We start from the raw sequence: 21740 nt of genomic DNA on the forward strand, positions 1-21740 counted from the left end.
GTGCAGGTAGGTCCAGACCAAGTGCCAGGTTATTGCCGTTAGTTGAACATGTCCATACCAATCGCGGCCCGTGCCGGAGGCCGTGCGGCAGGCCGGGCTACGCCGGTTCCCCGCGCCCCGCGCAGAAGGCGACCGTCAGATCCCGCACCAGCACCTTCCGCTCGTAGTCGTCGAGTTCGACCAGACCGCGCCCGGTCAGCCGGGTCACCGTGTCCTCCACCGAGTCCACCACCGAGTCGAGCATGCCGGCCCGCTGCCCGGCGTCCAGCCGGGCGATCCAGCGCCGGTGCATCGCGGCGGCGACCTCCGGGACGTACTCCACCCGGAGCGGCTGCACCGCGAACACCTCCAGGCCGACCGGCTCGGTCTCCTGCGCCACCAGCCGGGTCAGCTCGTCCCCGGCCGCCGTCACCCCGCCGTCCGTGCCGCCCGCCGGCTCCACCGGCACCCGCGCCAGCGCCGCCTCCACGCACTCGCGCAGATACGCCTCGTGGTCCTCGACGCCGAGCGTCGCCCGCGCGGTGTCCCGCATCCGCCACACCACCAGCACCGCCACCTTGAGCGGCACCCCGTCGGGATCCGCCGCCGGCATCGGCTCGCTGCGCCAGTGCCGCAGCCGCACATCGACCCGGTGGCGCGGCAGCAGCGGGTTCACCCAGAGCAGCCCGGTGCGCCGCACCGTCCCCCGGTAACGGCCGAACAGGCCGAGCACCCAGGCCCGCCCGGTCCGCCCCCGGGTCAGCCCGCCGAAGCCGAAGATCCCGAGCACACTGGCCCCGGTGTACGCCGCCCACTGTGCCGGGCCGAGCCCCGCGCCCAGGGACGCGGGCAGCCGCAGCACCTCCACCGCGGCCGGCGGGAGCTGCCCCGCCCACCAGGAGGTGGCCAGACAGCCGGTGATCCCGCACACCCCGGCCAGCGCACCGGCCGCGCCCGGCAGCACCCGCGCCGGGCGCTCCACCAGTTCCGGGTCGATCTCCGGCCGCGGCCGACGGCGCTCCGGCGCCGGGGGTTCCGCGTCCGGCTGCTCACCGGTGTCCGGCCGACGGGCCACCACGGCGGGCTTCAGCGGCACCTTCACCGGGTCCAGCGGCTCGGTGTCGTCGCGGTAGAGCAGATGGACGGGGATCTCCGTGGCCGACCCGTTCTGGGTCGGCCGGTCCGTGCGCTCGCCCGGCTCCAGTCCCTCGGATTCGGGCGGTGTGTGTGATGTGGTCGTACTCATGCGTGTCTCCAGCCTCCGCGCCAGACGCGTGATGAACAGGGGGATGAACAGGGGTTGGGGTGGATGCGTGATGAACAGGGGTGGTGTGGCGGACAGGGATGGTGTGCTGGACAGGGCCTTGGGGCCGGGGCCGGCCGGGTCGGAGCCCCGTCGTGTGGTCGGGGTCCGGCTACGCGAACAGCCGGCGCCAGGTCTCCGGTCCCGGGTAGCCGTCCGCCGCGCCGCCGCGCCAGCCCTGGGTGCGCTGGAAGGCCTCCACCGCGCGCCGGTCCGCCTCGCCCCAGCGTGGACCGGGACCGGTGGCGTAGAACCTGCCGAACCCTTTCTCCACCAGCCGACGGCCGAGCCGCGTGACGTACGCGTTCTCCGCGCCCGGACGGAAGTAGCCCCGGCCCGGATAGCCGGGCACCCCGTGCGAGGCCGGCACCCGCTGGACGGCCGGCACCCCCTGCGCGGCCGACCGGCCCGATCCTGCCGCCGCCGGGGCGATGTTCTTGCCCTTGCCGGTGACCAGCAGTTTCCAGGTGCGGGCGCCGGGCAGCCCGTCGGCGTTCCTGCCGGTCCAGCCCTGGGCGAGCTGGAAGGCCCGGGTCGCCCGCCGGTCCGCCTCGCCCCAGCGTGGACCGGGGCCCCGGGTGTAGTACCGGGCGCCGCCCCTGGCGATCAGCATCCGGCCGAGCAGGGTGACGTACGCGTTGTCGGCGCCCGGGCCGAAGTGGGCGGCGCCCGGATAGGGGACCTTCTTCTTGAGCGCGGCCGGCGGCGCGCCCGCGGTACCGGTGCTCAGGCCCTTGTAGCGGTAGGGGACGTACTTGTCGGCGTGGCTCCAGTAGGGATACGGAGTGGTCTGCCGGCGGGCGTGCGGGGGTGTCTGCTCGTAGACCGTGTAGTAGGTGTGCGTGTAGTCCGTCCAGCCGCCGAAGATCACCACATGAGAGCCTTTCTCGGGGTCGTCGGGATTGTGGTAGAGCAGGATGTCGCCGGGTGCCAGCGCCTCCTTGGTGATCTTCACGCCGAACTCGTCGAGGCTGCCCGTCCACTCGTTGCTCGGCAGACCCCAGGCCATGGACACAAAGCCCGAGCAGTCCTGCCGGTAGCCGTCGCCCCAGTAGTCGTCCATGCTGTACGGCACCTGCGCGGCCACCCAGATCTTGGCCCGGTTGATGATCTTGGTCCGGGTGGTGGCGGGGATCCGGGCCGTGCCCGGCCCCGCCGGTTTGCCCTCGGGGCCGTGCAGCGGAGCCTGGGCGCCCTGGGGGGTCTCGGGCTCACCGCCGCCGACGGCGTCGGCGCGCGCGTCGGCGAGGGTGCCGGGGGCGACGACGGCGGCCGCCGGGGTGACCGCGCCGAGGACGGCGGACGCGGCGGCCACGGCCACGATTCCGCAGGCCGCCGGGCGGGCGCCGGAGCGGCCGGAGAACAGACCGAGGCCGGCCCGCCGCCCCTGGACGCAGCCGGGGCAGTCGCAGTCGCGGGCGGGGGCGACTTCCTCGAACGCCGGAGCCGTCATGCGATCTACCTCACATTCGAATGGGCTTTGTCCGTGAGTGTGCACATTGATCAGTTTTCCAACTGTCCGGCAGATCGCCACTTTGACGGTCCGAATGATGTACCCGCCCCTCCGGGCCGCCGACCGATCACCTGGGGGTGGTCAAAGGCACCCCTCAAGGTCAGGTAGAGTTGTCTCCGTCAGCAGGCGCCGCTAGCTCAGTTGGTTAGAGCAGCTGACTCTTAATCAGCGGGTCCGGGGTTCGAGTCCCTGGCGGCGCACGATGACGATGGCGAGCCACGTCCGCAAAATGCGCGGACCTGGCTCGCCATCTCTGTTATTGCGCGACCGCGCCGCGCGCGGTGGGGGCTCCGCCACCCACACCCCCGTGTCACAGTGAACCGGTATCGAGAAGCGGAACAGGGCCCTCCCCCCGACTGGCCGGATACCCTCTGGCCATGGCAGCCCGGGACCTCCAGGAGCGGATCAAGAAGCTGATCGTCGACCGACGGCTGCCCTCGGGTGCCCCGCTGCCGACCGAGCCCGAGCTGATGGAGTACCTCGGCGCGAGCCGGAACTCGGTGCGCGAGGCCCTGAAGGCGTTGCAGGCGATGGGGATCGTGGAGATCCGGCACGGGTTCGGGACGTACGTCGGCTCGATGTCCTTCGCACCCATGATCGAGGGCCTGGCCTTCCGCACCGTCGCCGGGCACTACCGCGGCGAGGACTCCCTGCTGCAGCTGCTGGAGCTGCGCGAGGCCGTGGAGACCGGGCTGGTCTCGCGGCTCGCCGGGCGGCTGCCCGAGGCGGACCTCGTTGAACTGGACGCCCTCGTGGACCGTATGGAACAGGAGGCCGCCGAGGGGGCGGGCCTCGCCGAGACCGACCGGGCCTTTCACGCCACCCTCTACCGGGGGCTGGACAACGTGCTGCTGAGCGAGGTGCTGGAGGCGTTCTGGGACGCCTTCCACCGGGTGCAGCGGGATCTGGTGGACGTGCCGCAGGACCCCAGGGTCACCTGCCGGCAGCACCGGGAGATCCTGGACGCGGTCCGGTCCGGCGACTCACTGCGGGCGGAGGAGGCCATAAGAGATCACTTCGGCAACATCCGCGTCCGCCTCTCCACCACCGGCACACCACGGCCCCCCGAGACCACCGGCACACCACGGCCCGCCGAGACCACCGGCGCGCCCCGGCCGCCACAGACCACCGGCGCGCCCCCGCCTCCCGAGCCCCACGCGCGCCACAATGAACGGGTTTGAGCGGTAAACACCATGTTTCGCGTCTTGCGATCATGCGGAGCGCCGTAGAACCCTGGGTGTCCAAGCTGCCGCCGTTTGGCGGGAGTTGGGGGGAAGCAAACGGTTGCCGGACGGCGGGGAGGGGCCCGCCCATGAACCGATGCCGAGGGGGGCATCGTGCAACCGGAAGGTCGCCGTCCCGTGTCTACAGGGTGGGGAAGACGTGGGGACTGCGAGCCACCACAGCGACAGAACACGCGGTGACCTGCGTGTGGGGGGAATGACTCATGACGTCGACGCCGACGGGCGCCGGACAGAGCCACGTTCACGACGATCCGTCACAGACCACGCAGTTGAGGGTGATCGGGCACCGGACGGGCCAGTTCCGCCGGATAAGGAAGAGCCTGCCGAGATACGACTACGAGCACTACAGCCGACTCGCAGGCCCCCTCACCCAGCCCGACCCGGGCAAGCCCTACAAGGTGCAGTACCGGTCGCTGCTCTCCCAGGAGCCGCACCGTATCCGCGCCGCGCTCATGCTGGGCGCGGCCCCGATCCTCTCCCTGGTCCTGCTGTTCTGGCTGCTGCAGCCCGAGCACTGGACCGAACGGGACTATCCCGCCCATGACTTCCTGCCGGCGCTCGACGTCGTCATGCTCGTCTCGATCGGCCTGATCGAGTTCTTCCGCTGCATGAACGTGCTGTCCAACGCGCACGCCACGCTCGTCGCCCGCGACCCGGTCCCGGTGATCCCGGAGACCGGCACCAAAGTCGCCTTCATCACCACCTTCGTGCCCGGCAAGGAGCCGCTGGAGATGGTGACGAAGACCCTGGAGGCGGCGGTGAAGCTCCGTCACCGGGGCCTGCTGCACGTGTGGTTGCTGGACGAGGGCGACGACCCGGCCGTCAAGGAGGTCTGCGCCCGGCTCGGCGTGCACCACTTCACCCGCAAGGGCGTCGAGCGGTGGAACCAGCCCAAGGGCCCGCACCGCGCCAGGACCAAGCACGGCAACTACAACGCCTGGCTGGCGGCACACGGCGACGACTACGACTTCTTCGCCTCGGTCGACACCGACCACGTTCCGCTGCCCAACTACCTGGAGCGGATGCTCGGTTACTTCCGCGACCCGGACGTCGGCTTCGTCATCGGCCCGCAGGTGTACGGCAACTACGACACCTTCGTCACCAAGGCCGCCGAGTCCCAGCAGTTCCTCTTCCACGCCCTGATCCAGCGCGCCGGCAACCGCTACGGCGCCCCGATGTTCGTCGGCACGTCCAACGCGGTGCGGATCAGCGCCCTCAAGCAGATCGGCGGCCTGTACGACTCCATCACCGAGGACATGGCGACGGGCTTCGAGATGCACCGCGCCAAGAACCCGGCCACGGGCCGGAAGTGGAAGTCCGTGTACACCCCGGACGTGCTCGCGGTCGGCGAGGGGCCGAACGCCTGGACGGACTTCTTCACCCAGCAGCTGCGCTGGTCCCGGGGCACGTACGAGACGATCCTCAAGCAGTACTGGAAGGGCCTGTTCACGCTGGGGCCGGGCAAGCTCTTCAACTACACGATGATGATCATCTTCTATCCGATGTCCGCCCTCAACTGGATCCTTGCGGCGCTGAGTTGCGCCCTGTTCCTGGGCCTGGGCGCCTCGGGCGTGAACATCGACCCGACCGTGTGGCTGATGCTGTACGGCAACGCCTCCGCGCTCCAGATCGGGCTGTACATCTGGAACCGGCGGCACAATGTCTCCCCGCACGAGCCGGAGGGCTCCGGCGGTGTCGCGGGCATGGTGATGTCCGCCCTGTCCGCGCCGATCTACGCACGCTCCCTGATGGACGCCGTACTGCGCCGCAAGAGCAGGTTCGTGGTGACGCCGAAGGGCGAGTCGGCGAGCCCCGACACGCTGTTCGGGACGTTCCGGGTGCACTGGTTCTTCATCCTGGTCTTCGCCGGCTCGCTCGCCGCCGGCTTCGTGTTCGGGCACTCCCACCCCGCGATGCTCACCTGGGCGTCCTTCGCCCTGCTGATCACCGCCTCGCCGATCTGCGCCTGGCGGTACACGATGCGGCAGGAGCGGAAGAAGCCGAGGCCGGCGGCGGCCACGGCGGCCGGCGAACCGCGGGACGCGGTGCCCGCCCCGTACGCGGCCCATCCGCCGCTCAAGCGGCCCACCTGGACGGCCGGCGAGCAGCAAGGGGACCGGGGCCCGGACCGGAGCGGGGAGAACGAGCAGACCATGCAGATCGCCCTTGGCGGACTTGGGGGAAGCAAGGAATGAAGGACCAGGCCGGCCGCCGTCGCGCCCGCAGGCTCGCGATCGGTACGGCGGTGGTACTCGCGCTGGCCGGGATGAACGGGCCGTGGCTCTACCGCTTCGGCACCGCGCAGTATCACCAGTACAAGATCAACAGACCCGAGTACAAGGCCGAGAACGGCCACTGGGACATCATCGAATTCCCGCCGGAGTACCGCCAGGACACCATCCACGCGGCGCTCCTGCACACCGGCAAGGTGCTGCTGGTGGCCGGCTCGGGCAACAACCAGGACAACTTCAACGAGAAGAAGTTCGACACCCGGATCTGGGACCCGGTCAAGGGCACGATCAAGAAGATCCCCACGCCCAGCGACCTGTTCTGCACCGGCCACACCCAGCTCGCCAACGGCAATCTGCTGATCGCGGGCGGCACCAAGCGGTACGAGAAGCTCAAGGGTGACGTCAAGAAGGCCGGCGGCGTCATGATTCTCTACAACGAGAACCCGGACAAGCCGATCACCCTGCCCGCGGGCACCAGGTTCACCGGCAAGCAGAACGGCAGGACGTTCGTCTCCCAGGACCCGGTGCTGATCCCGCGCGCCACCAAGGTCTTCGACAAAACCGGCAAGTGGCTGCGGAACAACCCCGGTTACGGCCGTGTCTACGTCGAGGCGCCGCAGGAGGGCGCCCAGTACGAGACCGGCACCCAGGACAACTACCGGATCCAGGGCCTGACCGGCACCGACGCGCGCAACACCTATGGCATCGCGCAGAAGCTCGCCCTCGACAAGAAGGACTTCGAGGGAATCAAGGACGCCTACGAGTTCGATCCGGTCGCCGAGCGGTACATCAAGGTCGACCCGATGAACGAGGCCCGCTGGTACCCGACGCTCACCACCCTGTCGGACGGCAGGATCCTCAGCGTCTCCGGCCTGGACGACATCGGTCAGCTGGTGCCGGGCAAGAACGAGGTCTTCGACCCGAAGACGAAGAAGTGGACGTACACGAAGACGGTCCGGCAGTTCCCGACGTATCCGGCGCTGTTCCTGACGCAGAACGGGAAGATCTTCTACTCGGGTTCGAACGCGGGGTACGGCCCGGACAACGTCGGCCGGGACCCCGGCATCTGGGACGTCGACACCAACAAGTTCAGCAGGCTCCCCGGGCTGAGCGACCCGAACATGATGGAGACCTCAGGGACCGTGCTGCTGCCTCCGGCGCAGAACGAGAGGTTCATGGTGATCGGCGGTGGCGGCGTCGGTGAGTCGAAGCTGTCCAGCAGGAAGACCCGGCTGATCGACCTGAAGGCGCAGAACCCGCACTTCGTGGACGGTCCCGAGCTGGAGAAGGGCACCCGCTATCCGCAGTCCTCGGTCCTGCCCGACGACACGGTGCTGGTCTCCGGCGGCTCCGAGGACTACCGGGGTCGCGGCGACTCCAACATCCTGCAGGCGCGGCTGTACCACCCCGACAGCAACAGCTTCACCCGGGTCGCGGATCCGCTGGTGGGGCGGAACTACCACTCCGGGTCGATCCTGCTGCCGGACGGCCGGGTGATGTTCTTCGGCTCCGACTCGCTGTACGGCGACAAGGCGAACACCAGGCCGGGGAAGTTCGAGCAGCGGATCGAGATCTACACACCGCCGTATCTGTACCGGGACTCGCGGCCGACGCTGAGCGGTGGCCCGCAGACGATCGCCCGCGGCGCCTCGGGGACGTTCACGTCGGATCACGCGGCCGGCATCAAGAAGGTGCGGTTGATCCGGCCGAGTGCGTCGACGCACGTGACGGACGTCGACCAGCGGTCCGTCGCCCTGGACTTCAAGACGTCCGGGAACAGGATCACGGTGACGGTCCCGGAGAACCGGAACCTGGTCACCTCCGGTTGGTACATGTTGTTCGTGGACGATGACCAGGGGACGCCGAGCAAGGCGCAGTGGGTGAGGGTTCCGTAGGGGTCACTTGCTGTTCTCGGCGAGTCCGAGAGCGTACGTCGCCCACCAGTCCCCCGCCTTGGGACCCCCCTTGCACTGCCCGTCCGACTCCCCCGGCCGCTTGACCCACAGATAGGCGTCCACCAGGGGGTCGGCGGTCTTCGTCGTCGGGGTCTCGCCCAGGGCCCGGCCCGGCGGGTTGCACCAGCGCTGGGCCGGGTCGCCGGACGTGTAGGGGCCGTTGCCGTTGCGGCTCGTGTCGATGACGAAGTGCTTGTTGCCGACCTTCGCCGAGAGCTGCTTGCCGTAGGCAATGGAGTCCTGGGTGGAGTAGAAGTTGGAGACGTTGACGGAGAAGCCGTCGGCCTGGTCGATGCCGGCCTGCTGGAGGGGCTGGAAGATCTGGTCGGGGCGGCCCCAGCCGGCGTTGCCCGCGTCCAGGTAGACCTTGGTGTTCTTCAGCGACTTGAGCCTCGCGATCGCGCCCTTGAGAAGGTCGTAGCGCTCCTCGTGGAACTGGGCCGGGGTGCAGCCGTCCACGAGGTGGAGCACGGCGTCCGGTTCCAGGATCACGATGGCGGGACGGTCCTCGATGCCCCGGGCCACGGCGTCGATCCAGGCGCGGTAGGCGTTGCCGTCGGCGGCGCCGCCCTGGGAGTACTGGCCGCAGTCGCGGTGCGGGATGTCGTAGAGGACGAGCAGGGCCGTGCGGTCGGACTTCGCGGCGGCCTCGGTGAAGCCTCGCGCCTCCTTCTCCGGATTCTCCGGGCCGATCCACTCCCCCACCGGCTGCTCGGCGATCTTGCGGATCTGCGCGGCCTCGGCCGTCTTGCCGGACTTCTCGTAGGCGGCGAGCTGACGGGCCGCGGTGCCGTCCGGGTTCACCCAGAACGGATCGGCGGCCTTGGGCTGTTGGGTGATCCGGGCCCCCGGGTCGCCGTTCTTGTCCCCGCCGCCGGAGGAGCATCCGGCGAGCAGCAGCGCCGCCCCCAGCACCGCCGCCGCCGACGCCCGCGCGGAAGAACGGGCCCCCCTGCTGTCGTACATGCGATTCCCCCCTGGGCGCACTGGTCCGGGTGTCCAATCGTGGCATATCCGCCCGGTCCGTCACGAGGTCGCGAGGTCGCGCGGCGGGGCGTACGGGACCGGACGTACGGGGGTCAGCCGGCGGTTCCGGTGAGGTACGCGGAGACCACGACGTTGGCCGTGTAGCTGTGGGCGGCGCGGTCGAAGGGGCCGCCGCAGGTGATCAGGCGCAGCTCGGCGCGACCCGGCCGGTGGGGGCCGTAGGCCTGGCGGGCGTCGAAGCCGGCGCGGGGCAGCACGCGGACGTCGTCGATGACGAACTGGGCGACCTTGCCGTCCGAGCGGACCACCCGGACCGTCTCGCCGGGCTTGAGGGTGCTGAGCCGGTAGAAGACCGCGGGCCGGGTCTCCGTGTCGACGTGCCCGACCAGGAGCGCCGCACCGCTGGCGCCGGGTGTGGTACCGGCGCCGTACCAGCCGACGACGCCCGGCTGGTCGAACGGGGGCGGGTCGACGGCACCCCGGGCGTCCAGTCCCCGGCTCACCACCGGCGCTTGGACGCCCAGTTGGGGGATGTCGACGCGCTGGGGCACGGCGCCCGCCGCGAGTGGCGTGGCCGGGCTGGGCAGCCGGGCGGCCTGCGCGGGTGCGAGGCCGAACAGGTTCCCGGTGGCGGGGCCGTCCGCGGTGTGCGGTACGCCGGTCAGCCCGCGCCCCCACAGCCACAGCCCGAACAGCAGCACCGCCCAGGTCAGCCAGGTGATGAGCCGGTCGGTGCCGGTGGTGCGCCCGTGGTCGTCGGACATGGGCCGCGCTCAGCGGGTGCCGCGGCCGCGGCGGGTACGGAGCCCGACGGCGACCGCCGCGATGCCCGCGAGGGCCAGGCCGGTCACCGCCTGGCCGGTGTCGGGGCCGGAGTCGGTGGTGGCCACCGTGGCGAAGTGAGCGGTGCCGCCGCCGCCCGCGGGGACGGGGGCGACGGGCGAGGGGGCCCCACCGAACAGGCGGCCGGGGTCCTGGAACGGTCCGACTGCCTGGTTGGGCGCCGTCCCCGGCGCCGTCCCCCTGTCGACCACCGTGATCCTGCCGCTGATCACGAAGTCGGCGCAGGTGATCCTGACGTCGTAGGCGCCCGCCCTGAGGGAGGAGCGGACGCGGGTCTCGCCGGACAGGGTGCCCTGGCTGCCGGTCAGCTGCGCGTCGGCGACGAACGCGTCCGAGACGGCGGTGCCCTGCCGCCCGGAGCAGCCGTGCACCCGCACGGAGACGTCGGTGCCGGGTGCGGGGGCCGCGGGCGTCACGGAGACCGAGCCTCCGTCGGCCGCGTGGGCCGCCGGGGCGAACGCGGCGACGGCCAGGATTCCCGTACAGAGAGTGAGGCGTAGTGAGCCCATCGTGAACCTCCAGTTACCAGGAGGCTCCCCCGCGCCGGGCGCCTCCGCATCCTCGGGAGGCGCCCGATTGCTCCGAACGGGTGGATGAAGGTTTGAAAACCCCAGGTCAGACCCGTTTGGCGGCAGCTCAGACGAGGTCGACCAGGTCCGCGATGGAGTCGACGACCTGCGAGGGGCGGAAGGGATAGCGGTCGACGTCGTCGGGCTGGGTGACGCCGGACAGCACCAGGAAGGTGCGCATCCCGGCCTCCAGGCCCGCGAGGACGTCGGTGTCCATGCGGTCGCCGATCATCGCGGAGTTCTCGGAGTGGGCCCCGATGGCGTTGAGCCCGGCGCGCATCATCAGCGGGTTGGGCTTGCCCACGAAGTACGGCTTCTTGCCGGTCGCGGCGGTGATCAGGGCGGCGACCGAGCCGGTGGCGGGCAGGTCGCCCTCGGTGGAGGGGCCGACGTTGTCCGGGTTGGTGGCGATGAACCGGGCGCCGTCGTTGATCAGCCGCACGGCCTTGGTCAGGGCCTCGAAGGAGTAGGTGCGGGTCTCGCCGAGGATGACGAAGTCGGGGGCGTGGTCGGTGAGGATGTAGCCGATGTCGTGCAGCGCCGTGGTCAGACCGGCCTCGCCGATGACATAGGCGCTGCCGCCGGGCCGCTGGTCGTCGAGGAACTGGGCGGTGGCCAGGGCGGAGGTCCAGATGTTCTTCTCCGGCACGTCCAGGCCCATGCGGCGCAGCCGCGCGTGCAGGTCCCGGGCGGTGTAGATGGAGTTGTTGGTGAGCACCAGGAAGGGCCGCCCGGACTCGCGCAGCTTCTTCAGGAAGGCGTCGGCGCCGGGGATCGGAACACCCTCGTGGATCAGGACACCGTCCATGTCGGTGAGCCACGACTCGATCGGCTTGCGGTCTGCCATGTTGTGCGTCTCCTGGCGTGCGTACGGTCAAGAAGAGCGGGGGACGCCGGAACCACGGCGTACCGACGCCCCCAGCCTAATCAGCGCGGCCTGATCTTGACCCGGCCGTACGGCGACCGGTCGGCTCAGCTTCCGGTGGCCGACTTCCAGTCCTCCACGTACGACGCGAGGTTCTTGTCGATGTCGTTCCAGTCCGGCTCGAAGATCTCCACGCCGTCCATCAGCCTGGTGAGGGCGATGGCGTTGGCGTCGGTGGCCTTGACGTCCTGGCGGGCGGCGAAGCCGCCGCCGATCTCGCTGACCTCCTGCCGCTGCTTTCGCGCGAGCATGAAGTCGAGCAGCTTCTTGCCGTTCTCGCTGTGCGGGGCCTTGGTGACGGCCGGGAACCAGATGCCGAGGCCCGGCATGTCCTTGGACTGGGCGTAGTTCATCTGCACATCGCCGTTGGCGACGAGCAGCTGGCCCAGGCTCCCGCCGGCCGCGAGCGCGGGCTGCGCCTCCGGCAGGACGATCCGGCGCACGATCCGGGGCGCCCGCGCTCCCAGCGAACCGGCCGCCTCCAGCTGCGCAGTGTCGAGCTGCGAGAAGGCGGCGAGCAGCGGCCGCATCACGAACGGCGTGAAGTAGGTGACCTCGGCCAGCAGCACACCCCAGGGCGTGGTGAGGAACTGGAAGGAGCCGATGATCCCTGTCGTGCCGTAGATGAACAGCAGTGCCAGCGTGATGAGGAAGGACGGGAAGGACAGGTACACGTCGATGAACCGGGCCACCCCCTTCGCCCCGGGGAACGGCACGAACGAGATGACCAACGACAGCAGGAACCCGAGGACCAGGCACCCGGCGGCGAACACGTCGGCGTACGGCTGGAGGGAGGCGCCTCCGCTGTCCGGCTGGAAGGACTGCCGGACGACGAGGGCGAGGAGGTAGAGGAAGAGGAGGGCGAGGAGCGCCACGGGAGGAAGGGCCCACAGCAGCCGCCTACTCATGGCCGGCCTCCGCGGGCAGCAACACCGCGTCCTCGGGGGCGAAGTGCAGGGTCACGGTCTCTCCGTGCCGGGGCGGATCCTTCAGCTCGCGCACGTCCGCCATGACGCAATGCCCGTCGACCTCGACGTACAGCCGGTGCGTGGCGCCGCGCCACTGGATCTCCCGTACGGCACCGACGAGTTGATTGGGGCCCTCGCCCAGCCCGACCAGATGCGGCCGTACACACAGCGTGGCCCGCGCTCCCGCGGCGGCGCCCGCCGTGTCGACCTTCAGTTCCGTGCCCGCGAACGCGACTCCCCCGGAGCCCACGGTCACCGGTACCAGATTCGCACCACCCACGAAGGACGCCGTGAACTCGTCGGCCGGCGCCCGGTACAGCTCCCGCGGCGTGCCACAGGCCCGCAGCTTCGCCTTGTCCATCACCGCGATCCGGTCGGCCAGCGTCAGCGCCTCGACCTGGTCGTGGGTGACGTACAGCATCGTCATGTCCGGCAACTCGCGGTGCAGCCGGGCGAGTTCGGACAGCATCTCGGACCGCAGCCGGGCGTCCAGCGCGGACAGCGGTTCGTCGAGGAGGAGCACGTCCGACCGGATGGCCAGCGCGCGGGCGATGGCGACCCGCTGCTGCTGCCCGCCGGACAGCTCGCGCGGGTGCCGGCGGGCGTAGCCGGCCATCCCGGTCAGCTCCAGCGCCTCGGCGACCCGCTGCCGTATCTCGCTCCTGGGCGTCCTGCGCGCCCTGAGTCCGAAGGCCACGTTCTCGTCGACCCGCATGTGCGGGAACAGCGCGTAACTCTGCACGACCATGCCGATGCCCCGCCGGTACGGCGGCAGGTCCGTCACGTCCCGGCCGCCGAGGAGCACCCGCCCGGACACGGGCCGTACGAACCCGGCGACCGCCCGCAGCGCGGTGGTCTTGCCGGAGCCGGACGGCCCGAGCAGCGCCATGACCTCGCCGGGCTCGACGGTCAGGTCGAGCTCGTGGAGGACGACGTTGCCGTCGTAGGCGACGGTGACGGAGTCGAAGCGGATGCTCATCTCACCGTTCTTCCGCGAGCAGGGTCGGCAGGCCGGCGACCGAGTCGAGGACGTGCGTGGCGCCGGCCGCGCGGAACTCCTCGTCGCCGTGCGCCCCCGTGCGTACGCCGGCGACCAGCCCGGCCCCGGCGCGTACCCCGCTGAGCACGTCGTAGGAGGTGTCCCCGACGACGGCGACCTGGCGTACGTCCTCGGCGGCCTTGGTGCGGACGAAGGCCTCCAGGACCATGTCCGGGTACGGCCGCCCGCGCCCGCCGGCGTCCGCCGGGCACAGGGTGAGCGGGACGAGGTCCCGCCAGCCGAGGGCGTCGAGGATCGCATCCTGGGTGACCCGGGCGAAGCCGGTGGTCAGGACGACGGTACGGCCGCCGCCGGCCAGCTCCTCGATGGCCTCGCGCGCTCCCGGCACCGGGGCGATCAGGCCGCCGGCGACCAGATCGCCGTACGCCTTCTCGAAGGCGGTGTTGGCGCGCTGGGCGCGGTCCTCGGCGCCGAACAGGTGGCGGAAGACGGAGATCTTGGACTCGCCCATGGTGGCGCGGACGTAGGCGAGGTGCTCGGCGTGCTCGGCCGAGCCCGGCTCGACGCCGAGTTCGCCGGCCGCCGCCTCGAAGGCGCGCTCGACCAGTCCGCCGTCGGCGACGGTCGTACCCGCCATGTCCAGGACGACCAGACGGATGTCCGGGGTGATGTCGGTCATGGGTTGCTCACCAGCCCAGTTCGTTCGCGGTGGTCTCGGCTATCGCGGGGGCGCAGGTCATGCCGCGCCCGCCGGGCCCGGTGACCAGCCACACCCCCTCGCGCACCTGCCGGCGGTGCACCACCCGGCCGGGCTCGGTGCACTGCGCGTACACACCGGCCCAGCGGCGGCGGATGCGCGGCAGCGGCCGGCCGAGCAGGGACTCGACGACCCCCGTGAGGTGCTCGTACGGCTCCTCGACGGTGTCGAAGGCGAAGGGGTGCTCGTACTCGTGGGTGTCGCCGATGGTCAGGCCGCCGTCGGCGCGCTGCACCATGAGCAGCTGCATCTTGTGCGCGGCCGCGGTCTCCGGCTGCGGCTGCCGGGCGTTGAGTTCGTCCAGCGCCGGGGAGGCATAGGCCGGGTAGTAGCGGAAGCTGTCGGCGTCGGCGACGGAGGTCGGCAGCGGCTCGCCCAGCGGGTCGGTCTGCATCATCTGCAGGCGGACCCGGCGCACGGGGAGGTCCGGTCCGGCGAGTTCGCGGACCAGTCCGCCGAGCCAGGCGCCGGTGCACAGGACGACCGTGTCGGCGCGGTGCACGTCGCCGTGGTCGTCCCGGACGGTGCCGGCGCCGACGACCTCGCGCACCTCCCGGCCCGGCAGGAAGGTGTAGTTCGGGGATTTCAACAGCGCTGTACGGAGGGCGATTTGGGCGGTGCGCGGCTCGACCGCCGCGTCCCGCTCGCAGTACAGGGCGGCGGTGAAGTCGCCCCGCAGGGCCGGGTTGAGGGCGCGGGCCTCGCTCGGGACGAGGAGCTTGTAACCGCGGGCCGCGGCGTCCGCGCGGGCCACGGCGGCCTCGGCGACGGCGAGCTCCAGGGGGCCGCGGACGGGGGTCAGGGACCCGTTCGCCCTGAAGCCCAGCGCCGGCACCCGTGCGCCGATCCCTTCCCACAGCTCCCGCGCCCGCAGCGCGGTCTCCAGCTCTTCTCCGGCGGCGCGGCCACTGACCCAGATCTGCCCGAAGTTGCGCAGCGAGGCGCCGCGCGCCTCGGCCTCGCGCTCGATCTGGACGACCTGGTGGCCGCGCTGTACCGCCTGCCAGGCGTGCATGGTGCCCACCACGCCTGCTCCGACGACTGTCACTTTCACGACGGCAACGCTCCTCGGGATCGGGGGACCGGAGACATCCGGCTGACAACGCGAGCGTGAACGACCCATCACGTTTGGGCTAGACCCGTTATCTTTCCGTGACATTACAGTGGGGTCGATACCAGGACATCAGTCGCTTTTCAGCGCTTGAGGTGGGTGGTGAAGGAGAACCGGTCCCCCCGGTACAGCGAGCGCACGCGCTCCAGGGGCCTGCCGTCGGTGTCCCGGGAGACGCGGTGGATCAACAGCATCGGCAGGGCCGGCGGGGTGCCGATGAGCAGGGCTTCGCGGGGCGTGGCCAGCACGGTCTCGATGCGCTCGTCGGCGTCGCCGAAGGAGATGCCCTGGCTGGTCAGATAGCCGTAGAAGGAGGAGTCGGGGTCGAAGTCGGCGTCCAGCCGGGGCACCCGCTCGACGGCGACGTACGTGCTCTCCAGGCCGACCCGCTCCTCGTCGGCGAGCAGCACGCGCTCCAGGTGCCAGACGGGTTCGCCGCGGGTGAGCCCGGTCTCGGCCGCGAGGGCGTCCGGGCAGGGGAAACGGTCCAGGGTGACGAGCGCACGACCGGGCGTACGGCCCTGCCGGCGCACACCCTCGGTGTAGCTCGCGAGCGACAGCGGCTGGGCGAGCTTGGGCCCGGCGACGACGGTTCCCCGGCCCTTGCGCCGCAGTCGCCCTTCCAGCACCAGCTCCCGCACGGCCTGCCGGACGGTCTCCCGGGCGACGTCGTAGCGCTCGGCGAGGTCCCGCTCGGTGGGGATGACGCCGTCCTCCCCCAGCTCCTCCAGCAGTGCGGCGATCCGTGCCTTCACGGCGTAGTACTTGGGGATACGCCCGTGCTCGGGGATGCCGGAGCGGACGGGGGCGCCGGGGGCCTGGTCGTTCGGGTAGTCCACGCAGGGATCGTCGCAGACGGCAGGGGTGTCCGAGGTACGGCCCCGGGCTCAGCGGCGTCTGCGGGCCAGCAGCAACGCGCCGCCGGCGACCCCGAGAAGCGCGGCGGTGGCCGCGAGCAGCCCTTTGGCGAGGCGGGATCCGGTCAGCGCCAGCTCACTCGGGTCCTCCCCGTCACCCTCCGCCACGGCGGCGTACGGCAGGTCGGGGTCGGCGGTGGGGGTGGCCGGGGCTTCGGTTCCGGTGCCGGGTGTGGCCTGCGTACCGCCGGACACGCTGGGTGCCACACCGCCGCCCTCCTGGGAGGCATCCGGAGCCGGGCTCTGCGTGGCGTCCGGAGCCGGCGACGCATACTCCCCGATCCCGAAGCGGTAGGCATTGGACTCCCCGACCCAGTCCCCGTCGTCGCCCCGGCGCTGTACGACGGCGGCGTTGGCGGTGACCTGGTTGGATGCGGTGTCGGAGGGGAACACGAGTCTGACCTTGACGCTGACGGTCCTGCGGGGCGGTACGGCGAACCCGTTGAACCCGGCGCCGTCGAGCACGCCGATCAGCTCCTGCTCGTCGGTGCTCTCGAACGTCACCGGCCGGGCCGTGGCGCCGTCGTAGAACTCCAGCTTGGGCTGGTTCGGTTTCAGCTCGCGCTTGTCGTCGACGAGGACGATCAACGGATGGATGCCGGTGCAGGCGTGGCTGGTGGTGTTGGTGAGGTCGATGTACCAGGTGCCGTAGCCGCCGCCCGCCTCGTAGGAGGGCGGGCCGCCCCGGATCCGCGCGGCGAGGGGGAAGGCCCGCGGGTTGCCGCCGGTGCAGGCCGGTGGCGGGTCGGCGAGGGCGGCGGCCTGCGCCGCGGGGCCGACCACCCAGGCGGAGGCGGACGCGGCGGCTGCGGTGAGGCAGAGGGCCAGAGGTGTGAATGGTCGCATAAACACATAACCATGTCGGTCAGATGGGCACGCCTGCGTCCGCCACTCCGGTACGGGCCGCGAAGTCCGCTCGATCGGCGGGGTAACACTTGAACAGGCCTGCGCACCCTGCCCGACAGCGCTGAGGAGCATGCAGCATGAAGATCGCGACGTCCCAGAAGATCACCACGTTCCTGATGTTCGAGGGCGTCGCCGAGGAGGCGATGACCTTCTACACCTCGCTCTTCGACGACGCCGAGGTCGTCAACGTCACCCGCTACGGGGCCGACGGCACCGGCAAGGAGGGGAGCGTGCAGCACGCCACGTTCTCGCTCGCCGGGCAGCAGTTCATGTGCATCGACAGCCCCGCGCACCACGACTTCACCTTCACGCCCGCGATCTCACTCTTCGTGCAGTGCGAGGACGAGGCCGAGATCGACCGCCTGCACGCCGCCCTCACCGAGCAGGGCACGGAACTCATGCCCCTGGGCAACTACGGCTTCAGCGCCAAGTTCACCTGGCTCAACGACCGCTTCGGCGTCTCCTGGCAGCTGAACCTGCCGGCATGACCTGACCGACGCCCACCCGCCGAGCCGCGTCAGACCGTACGCGGCTGCGGGTCCGCCGTGGCTGGTCGCGCAGTTCCCCGCGCCCCTTCGGCGCGCACATCCCCCCGCCCGAACACCGGCGCCAACAGCAACTGCGCGGCCCCCTCCGCCACCACCCGCTCCCCCCGCGGAGCGACCCGCACGGATGCCCCACGCACTCCCTCCCGTCGAGCCCGGGCATCGAGCACCTCCCCGACTCCCCGCACAAAACCCTCCGGTGCCCCCGCGATCGTCCGCCCCCCGAGCAGCACCACATCGATGTCCAGCAGCCCGACCAGATTCGCCGCCGCCACCCCCAGCACCCGCGCCGCCTCCCCGGCCTCCCCGCGCCCCACCGCCGCCAGGCACAGCGCCTCCACGCACCCCCGGTTCCCGCACTCGCACAGCGGCCCGTCCAGCAGGATCACCTGGTGCCCGAACTCCCCCGCCCCGGTCCGCACCCCCCGATGCACACGCCCACCGATCACCAACCCGGCCCCGAGCCCCGTACCGAGATGCAGATAGGCGAAGGAGCCGCCCTCGCTCCCCTCACCCCCGACCGACAAGCCGAGCGCCGCCGCATTGGTGTCCTTGTCCACCACCACTGGCACCCCCAACCGTTCCCCGAGCGCGTCCCGCAGCGGAAACCCGTCCCACTCGGGAAACCCGGTCACCCGATGCAGCACCCCGCGCGCATGATCGAGCGGCCCCGGAAGCGCCACCCCCACCCCGAGCAGCGACCCGACCCCCGCCGGCTCCTCCCCGGCCGCCCTCTCCCCGCCCGGCCCTTCCTCACCCGGAAACGCGCCCAGCACCTCCCGCACCACCCCCGTCACCGCATCCCCGACCACCGCCAGCACCGCCTCCGCCCCGGCCCCCAGATCCAGCTCGGCCCGCCGCTCCCCCACCACGGCCCCGTCCAGATCGACCAGCACCACCCGCAGCTCGTCCCGGTCCAGATGCACCCCCACCGCGTGCCCCGCCTCGGGCACCAGCCGCAGCACGGTCCGCGGCTTGCCCCCTGTCGACGCCCGCCGCCCGGCCTCCGCCGCGAACCCCTCCTCCCGCAGCCGCGCGGTGATCTTGCTGACGGCCTGCGGGGTCAGCCCGGTCCGCTCGGCCAGTTCGAGCCGGCTGATCCCCTCCGCCCCGGCGTCCCGCAGCAGCCCCAGCACCAGCGCGGCGTTGTGCGACCGAACCGCGACGAGGTTCGCCCCCACCGGCCCGCCACCGCTCGCCGACACTCCGCCCGCCGACACACCGCTCGCCGTCCTCGTCCTGTTCACGCCACCCATTGTCCCCACCACTTGCACTTTGGCAACAGCGTTGCGAAAGTAGCTCCATGGGATCCATGACAGGGCGCACGACCGCCACCCCCCTCCGCGTCGGCCTGATCGGCTACGGCCTCGCCGGCTCCGTCTTCCACGCCCCGCTGATCGCCGCCACCGAGGGCCTCGCCCTGGACACCGTGGTCACCGCCAACCCGGAGCGGCAGCAGCAGGCCCGCGCCGAGTTCCCGGACGTGACGCTCGCCACCGGCCCCGAGGAGCTGTTCGACCGCGCGGACGAGCTGGACCTGGTCGTCATCGCCTCCCCGAACAGGACGCACGTCCCGCTCGCCACCGCCGCCCTGAAGGCCGGCCTGCCGGTCGTCGTGGACAAGCCGCTGGCCGGCACCGCGGCCGAGGCCCGCGACCTCGCCGCCCTCGCCGAGGAGCGCGGCCTGCTCCTGTCGGTCTTCCAGAACCGCCGCTGGGACAACGACTTCCTGACCCTCCGCAAGCTGATCACCCAGGGAGACCTGGGTGACGTATGGCGCTTCGAGTCCCGCTTCGAGCGCTGGCGCCCCCAGCCCAAGGGCGGCTGGCGCGAGTCCGGCGACCCCGCAGAGATCGGAGGTCTGCTCTACGACCTCGGCAGCCATGTCGTCGACCAGGCCCTGGTCCTCTTCGGCCCGGTCACCGAGGTCTACGCCGAGACGGACCTCCGCCGCCCCGGCGCCGAGACCGACGACGACACCTTCATCGCGCTCACGCACGCGAACGGCGTCCGCTCCCACCTCTACGTCTCCGCGACGACCGCCCAGCTCGGCCCCCGCTTCCGGGTGCTGGGCTCGCAGGCGGGCTATGTGAAGTACGGCCTCGACCCGCAGGAGGCGGCCCTGCGGGAGGGCCTGCGCCCCGGCCCCCGGTGGGGCGCGGAGCCCGAGTCCCTGTACGGCCGTATCGGCGCCGGAGAGTCCCCGCTGACCGGCGGTGGCACCCCCGTACCGACGCTCCCCGGCGACTACCCCGCCTACTACACGGCCGTCGCCCGCGCCCTGACCGGCGCCGGCCCCAACCCGGTGACCGCCCTGGAGGCGGCCGCCGCCCTCGACGTACTGGAAGCGGCCCGCAAGTCGGCCACGGACAAGGTGACGGTGACCCTCTGATGCCACACCAGCAGCACCCCCAGCACCACCCGCAGATCACCCCCAGGACAACCCCCGAACTCACCCCGTCCCTGGAGGAGTTGGAGGCACAGGAACGCCGCCTGGTCTTCCCGCGGTTCACGTACGACGACGCCTGGGCCCTCGGCTCGCTGCTGGTCGAACTGGCCCGGGAGCGCCAGGCCCCGGTCGCCATCGACATCCACCGCGCCGGCCGGCAGCTCTTCCACGCGGCCCTGCCGGGCTCCACCCCCGACAACGACTTCTGGATCGCCCGCAAGCGCCGGGTCGTGGAGCGCTACGGCGCCTCCTCCTACCTGGTCGGCGCCCGCTTCCGCGCCAAGGGCACGACGTTCGAGGACTCCTCCCGCCTCGACCCCGACACCTACGCGGCCCACGGCGGCTCGTTCCCGATCAACGTCGAGAACGTGGGCGTCATCGGCGCGGTGACCGTCTCCGGCCTCCCCCAGCTCCAGGACCACAGGTTCGTGGTGGAGGCACTGGAGCAGTTCCTGAAGGTGTGACACCCGCCGGGATTACGTGACGGATCCCTCCGGTTGGGAATGGCTGCAAACGTGATGGTCACGGCCCCACCCGGAGGGACAGCCCCATGAGCACCGTGAGCACCTTGAAGGACAGGATCGGCCGGTACGGCATCTGGAGCATCGGCCTGCGCGCGGAGGACCCCTCCCGGCGCGGTGAACTCGGTGAGGCGGCGGCCGAGTTGGAGGAGCTCGGCTTCGGCGCCGCCTGGCTGGGCGGCAGCAGCGCCGCCCGGCACGCCGTACCCCTCCTGGAGGCGACCGACCGGCTCACCGTCGGCACCAGCATCCAGAGCATCTGGCAGTACGACGCCGAGACCAGCGCCGCCGCCTTCGCCGAGGTCGACGCGGCACACCCCGGCCGCTTCCTGCTCGGCCTCGGCGTGAGCCACGCCAAGCTCGCCGACCAGTACCGCCGGCCGTACTCGGCCCTGGTCGCCTATCTCGACGCCCTGGACAAGGCCGGGGTGCCCGCCGACCGCCGGGTGCTGGCCGCCCTCGGCCCGAAGGTCCTGGAGCTGTCCCGCGACCGGGCGGCGGGCGCCGTGCCGTACCTGGTCACCCCCGAGCACACCGCGCAGGCCCGCGAGATCCTCGGCGCCGGACCGCTGCTCGCCCCGGAGCTGAAGGTGGTCCTGGAGACCGACCCGGCCCGTGCCCGCGCCCTCGCCCGCGACACCCTCGCGATGTACCTGGCCCTGCCGAACTACACCAACAACTTCCTCCGGCACGGCTTCACCGAGGACGACCTGGCCGACGGCGGCAGCGACCGCCTGGTCGACGCGGCCTTCGCCTGGGGCGACGACAGCCGCATCCGGGATCGCATCGACACCTTCCACGAGGCGGGCGCGGACCACGTGGCCCTCCAGGTGGTGGCAGGCGGCGACAGGAACACCCTTCCCAGGGAACAATGGCGCCGCCTGGCTTCTCTGCTGGGGTGACCTGAAGCGCCCCAAAAGGGCAAGGCCATGAAGTTACGGGTCGGGTCGTGGCCGCAAGTGAGGGCTGATCTGGAAAGACGCCGGACGCGAGAAGCGGAGCCCCGGTAGAACTGGC

20 protein-coding genes and 1 tRNA gene are annotated in these 21740 nt (G+C 71.4%); 8 read left to right on the forward strand and 13 right to left on the reverse strand.

Annotation, left to right across the window (positions count from 1 at the left end):
- Positions 1-97 precede the first annotated feature (97 nt).
- Together ACZ5NH_RS39815 and ACZ5NH_RS39820 are read right to left on the reverse strand one after the other, a co-directional pair.
- Positions 98-1225 carry an SPFH domain-containing protein gene (locus ACZ5NH_RS39815; protein WP_451552727.1) on the reverse strand — a complete coding sequence of 376 codons (1128 nt, stop codon included), beginning with the start codon at positions 1223-1225 and terminating at the stop codon, positions 98-100.
- A gap of 169 nt (positions 1226-1394) precedes the next feature.
- A complete protein-coding gene (locus ACZ5NH_RS39820) occupies positions 1395-2735 on the reverse strand; it encodes a peptidoglycan-binding protein (protein WP_468782557.1) in 1341 nt (446 codons plus the stop codon).
- A 186-nt stretch (positions 2736-2921) separates the two neighbouring features.
- Between ACZ5NH_RS39820 and ACZ5NH_RS39825 the strand changes: the two genes are divergently transcribed.
- From ACZ5NH_RS39825 to glxA, 4 genes are all read left to right on the forward strand, one after another.
- Positions 2922-2995, forward strand: a tRNA-Lys gene (locus tag ACZ5NH_RS39825).
- 177 nt (positions 2996-3172) lie between these two features.
- Positions 3173-3976, forward strand: a complete 804-nt coding sequence (locus ACZ5NH_RS39830; RefSeq protein ID WP_388627503.1) for a FadR/GntR family transcriptional regulator — start codon at positions 3173-3175, stop codon at positions 3974-3976.
- 266 nt (positions 3977-4242) lie between these two features.
- Positions 4243-6234, forward strand: a complete 1992-nt coding sequence (locus ACZ5NH_RS39835) for a glycosyltransferase family 2 protein (RefSeq protein WP_468782559.1) — start codon at positions 4243-4245, stop codon at positions 6232-6234.
- A complete protein-coding gene (gene glxA, locus ACZ5NH_RS39840; protein ID WP_468782562.1) occupies positions 6231-8165 on the forward strand; it encodes a radical copper oxidase GlxA in 1935 nt (644 codons plus the stop codon). The genes ACZ5NH_RS39835 and glxA overlap by 4 nt, the downstream gene beginning before the upstream one ends.
- Before the next feature lie 3 nt (positions 8166-8168).
- On the opposite strand, the gene ACZ5NH_RS39845 is transcribed toward glxA, so the two are convergent.
- The 10 genes from ACZ5NH_RS39845 to ACZ5NH_RS39890 form a co-directional block, all read right to left on the reverse strand.
- A complete protein-coding gene (locus ACZ5NH_RS39845) occupies positions 8169-9191 on the reverse strand; it encodes a glycoside hydrolase family 6 protein (protein ID WP_468782564.1) in 1023 nt (340 codons plus the stop codon).
- Between the two features lie 113 nt (positions 9192-9304).
- Entirely contained in the window at positions 9305-9976 is a 672-nt protein-coding gene (locus ACZ5NH_RS39850; protein WP_468782566.1) for a class F sortase, read from the reverse strand.
- Positions 9977-9985: 9 nt separating this feature from the next.
- Entirely contained in the window at positions 9986-10564 is a 579-nt protein-coding gene (locus ACZ5NH_RS39855) for a hypothetical protein (RefSeq protein ID WP_388627493.1), read from the reverse strand.
- Between the two features lie 127 nt (positions 10565-10691).
- Positions 10692-11471 (reverse strand): HAD-IIA family hydrolase, encoded by a 780-nt coding sequence (locus tag ACZ5NH_RS39860; RefSeq protein WP_388627491.1) that lies wholly within the window; start codon positions 11469-11471, stop codon positions 10692-10694.
- 125 nt (positions 11472-11596) lie between these two features.
- Positions 11597-12457, reverse strand: a complete 861-nt coding sequence (locus ACZ5NH_RS39865; RefSeq protein ID WP_468782568.1) for an ABC transporter permease subunit — start codon at positions 12455-12457, stop codon at positions 11597-11599.
- Positions 12450-13496, reverse strand: coding sequence for an ABC transporter ATP-binding protein (locus tag ACZ5NH_RS39870; RefSeq protein WP_468782570.1), 1047 nt, complete (start codon positions 13494-13496; stop codon positions 12450-12452). The genes ACZ5NH_RS39865 and ACZ5NH_RS39870 overlap by 8 nt, the downstream gene beginning before the upstream one ends.
- A 1-nt stretch (position 13497) precedes the next feature.
- Positions 13498-14196, reverse strand: a complete 699-nt coding sequence (locus ACZ5NH_RS39875; protein ID WP_468782572.1) for an HAD family hydrolase — start codon at positions 14194-14196, stop codon at positions 13498-13500.
- A gap of 7 nt (positions 14197-14203) precedes the next feature.
- Positions 14204-15328 (reverse strand): TIGR03364 family FAD-dependent oxidoreductase, encoded by a 1125-nt coding sequence (locus ACZ5NH_RS39880; protein WP_468782574.1) that lies wholly within the window; start codon positions 15326-15328, stop codon positions 14204-14206.
- Between the two features lie 140 nt (positions 15329-15468).
- On the reverse strand, positions 15469-16224 hold the full coding sequence (locus ACZ5NH_RS39885; RefSeq protein WP_468782576.1) for a GntR family transcriptional regulator: 756 nt from the start codon (positions 16222-16224) through the stop codon (positions 15469-15471).
- Between the two features lie 48 nt (positions 16225-16272).
- Complete coding sequence (locus ACZ5NH_RS39890; protein ID WP_468782578.1) at positions 16273-17148, reverse strand: hypothetical protein; 876 nt, start codon at positions 17146-17148, stop codon at positions 16273-16275.
- A gap of 137 nt (positions 17149-17285) precedes the next feature.
- Between ACZ5NH_RS39890 and ACZ5NH_RS39895 the strand changes: the two genes are divergently transcribed.
- Positions 17286-17696, forward strand: coding sequence for a VOC family protein (locus tag ACZ5NH_RS39895; RefSeq protein WP_388627476.1), 411 nt, complete (start codon positions 17286-17288; stop codon positions 17694-17696).
- A 29-nt stretch (positions 17697-17725) separates the two neighbouring features.
- Here ACZ5NH_RS39895 and ACZ5NH_RS39900 read toward each other — a convergent pair whose 3' ends face one another.
- The gene (locus ACZ5NH_RS39900) at positions 17726-19009 is read right to left on the reverse strand and encodes an ROK family transcriptional regulator (protein ID WP_468782581.1); all 1284 of its coding nucleotides are present in this window, start codon (positions 19007-19009) and stop codon (positions 17726-17728) included.
- Between the two features lie 56 nt (positions 19010-19065).
- On the opposite strand from ACZ5NH_RS39900, the gene ACZ5NH_RS39905 reads away from it, so the two are divergent.
- The 3 genes from ACZ5NH_RS39905 to ACZ5NH_RS39915 all read left to right on the forward strand — a co-directional run bounded on the left by ACZ5NH_RS39905 (position 19066) and on the right by ACZ5NH_RS39915 (position 21625).
- Positions 19066-20145 carry a Gfo/Idh/MocA family protein gene (locus ACZ5NH_RS39905; RefSeq protein WP_468782587.1) on the forward strand — a complete coding sequence of 360 codons (1080 nt, stop codon included), beginning with the start codon at positions 19066-19068 and terminating at the stop codon, positions 20143-20145.
- A complete protein-coding gene (locus ACZ5NH_RS39910) occupies positions 20145-20666 on the forward strand; it encodes a heme-degrading domain-containing protein (RefSeq protein ID WP_451553684.1) in 522 nt (173 codons plus the stop codon). Before ACZ5NH_RS39905 ends, ACZ5NH_RS39910 begins: the two co-directional genes overlap by 1 nt.
- 86 nt (positions 20667-20752) lie before the next feature.
- Complete coding sequence (locus ACZ5NH_RS39915; RefSeq protein WP_468782583.1) at positions 20753-21625, forward strand: LLM class F420-dependent oxidoreductase; 873 nt, start codon at positions 20753-20755, stop codon at positions 21623-21625.
- Positions 21626-21740: the final 115 nt, after the last annotated feature.

The sequence above is a fragment of the Streptomyces sp. NPDC031426 genome (genome assembly GCF_055581585.1).

Excerpts from the sequence above, each read along its gene's own strand:
- ACZ5NH_RS39815 (WP_451552727.1), bottom strand. The coding sequence starts at position 1,225 with ATGAGTACGACCACATCACACACACCGCCCGAATCCGAGGGACTGGAG.
- ACZ5NH_RS39820 (WP_468782557.1), bottom strand. The coding sequence starts at position 2,735 with ATGACGGCTCCGGCGTTCGAGGAAGTCGCCCCCGCCCGCGACTGCGAC.
- ACZ5NH_RS39830 (WP_388627503.1), top strand. The coding sequence starts at position 3,173 with ATGGCAGCCCGGGACCTCCAGGAGCGGATCAAGAAGCTGATCGTCGAC.
- ACZ5NH_RS39835 (WP_468782559.1), top strand. The coding sequence starts at position 4,243 with ATGACGTCGACGCCGACGGGCGCCGGACAGAGCCACGTTCACGACGAT.
- glxA (WP_468782562.1), top strand. The coding sequence starts at position 6,231 with ATGAAGGACCAGGCCGGCCGCCGTCGCGCCCGCAGGCTCGCGATCGGT.
- ACZ5NH_RS39845 (WP_468782564.1), bottom strand. The coding sequence starts at position 9,191 with ATGTACGACAGCAGGGGGGCCCGTTCTTCCGCGCGGGCGTCGGCGGCG.
- ACZ5NH_RS39850 (WP_468782566.1), bottom strand. The coding sequence starts at position 9,976 with ATGTCCGACGACCACGGGCGCACCACCGGCACCGACCGGCTCATCACC.
- ACZ5NH_RS39855 (WP_388627493.1), bottom strand. The coding sequence starts at position 10,564 with ATGGGCTCACTACGCCTCACTCTCTGTACGGGAATCCTGGCCGTCGCC.
- ACZ5NH_RS39860 (WP_388627491.1), bottom strand. The coding sequence starts at position 11,471 with ATGGCAGACCGCAAGCCGATCGAGTCGTGGCTCACCGACATGGACGGT.
- ACZ5NH_RS39865 (WP_468782568.1), bottom strand. The coding sequence starts at position 12,457 with ATGAGTAGGCGGCTGCTGTGGGCCCTTCCTCCCGTGGCGCTCCTCGCC.
- ACZ5NH_RS39870 (WP_468782570.1), bottom strand. The coding sequence starts at position 13,496 with ATGAGCATCCGCTTCGACTCCGTCACCGTCGCCTACGACGGCAACGTC.
- ACZ5NH_RS39875 (WP_468782572.1), bottom strand. The coding sequence starts at position 14,196 with ATGACCGACATCACCCCGGACATCCGTCTGGTCGTCCTGGACATGGCG.
- ACZ5NH_RS39890 (WP_468782578.1), bottom strand. The coding sequence starts at position 17,148 with ATGCGACCATTCACACCTCTGGCCCTCTGCCTCACCGCAGCCGCCGCG.
- ACZ5NH_RS39895 (WP_388627476.1), top strand. The coding sequence starts at position 17,286 with ATGAAGATCGCGACGTCCCAGAAGATCACCACGTTCCTGATGTTCGAG.
- ACZ5NH_RS39900 (WP_468782581.1), bottom strand. The coding sequence starts at position 19,009 with ATGGGTGGCGTGAACAGGACGAGGACGGCGAGCGGTGTGTCGGCGGGC.
- ACZ5NH_RS39905 (WP_468782587.1), top strand. The coding sequence starts at position 19,066 with ATGACAGGGCGCACGACCGCCACCCCCCTCCGCGTCGGCCTGATCGGC.
- ACZ5NH_RS39910 (WP_451553684.1), top strand. The coding sequence starts at position 20,145 with ATGCCACACCAGCAGCACCCCCAGCACCACCCGCAGATCACCCCCAGG.
- ACZ5NH_RS39915 (WP_468782583.1), top strand. The coding sequence starts at position 20,753 with ATGAGCACCGTGAGCACCTTGAAGGACAGGATCGGCCGGTACGGCATC.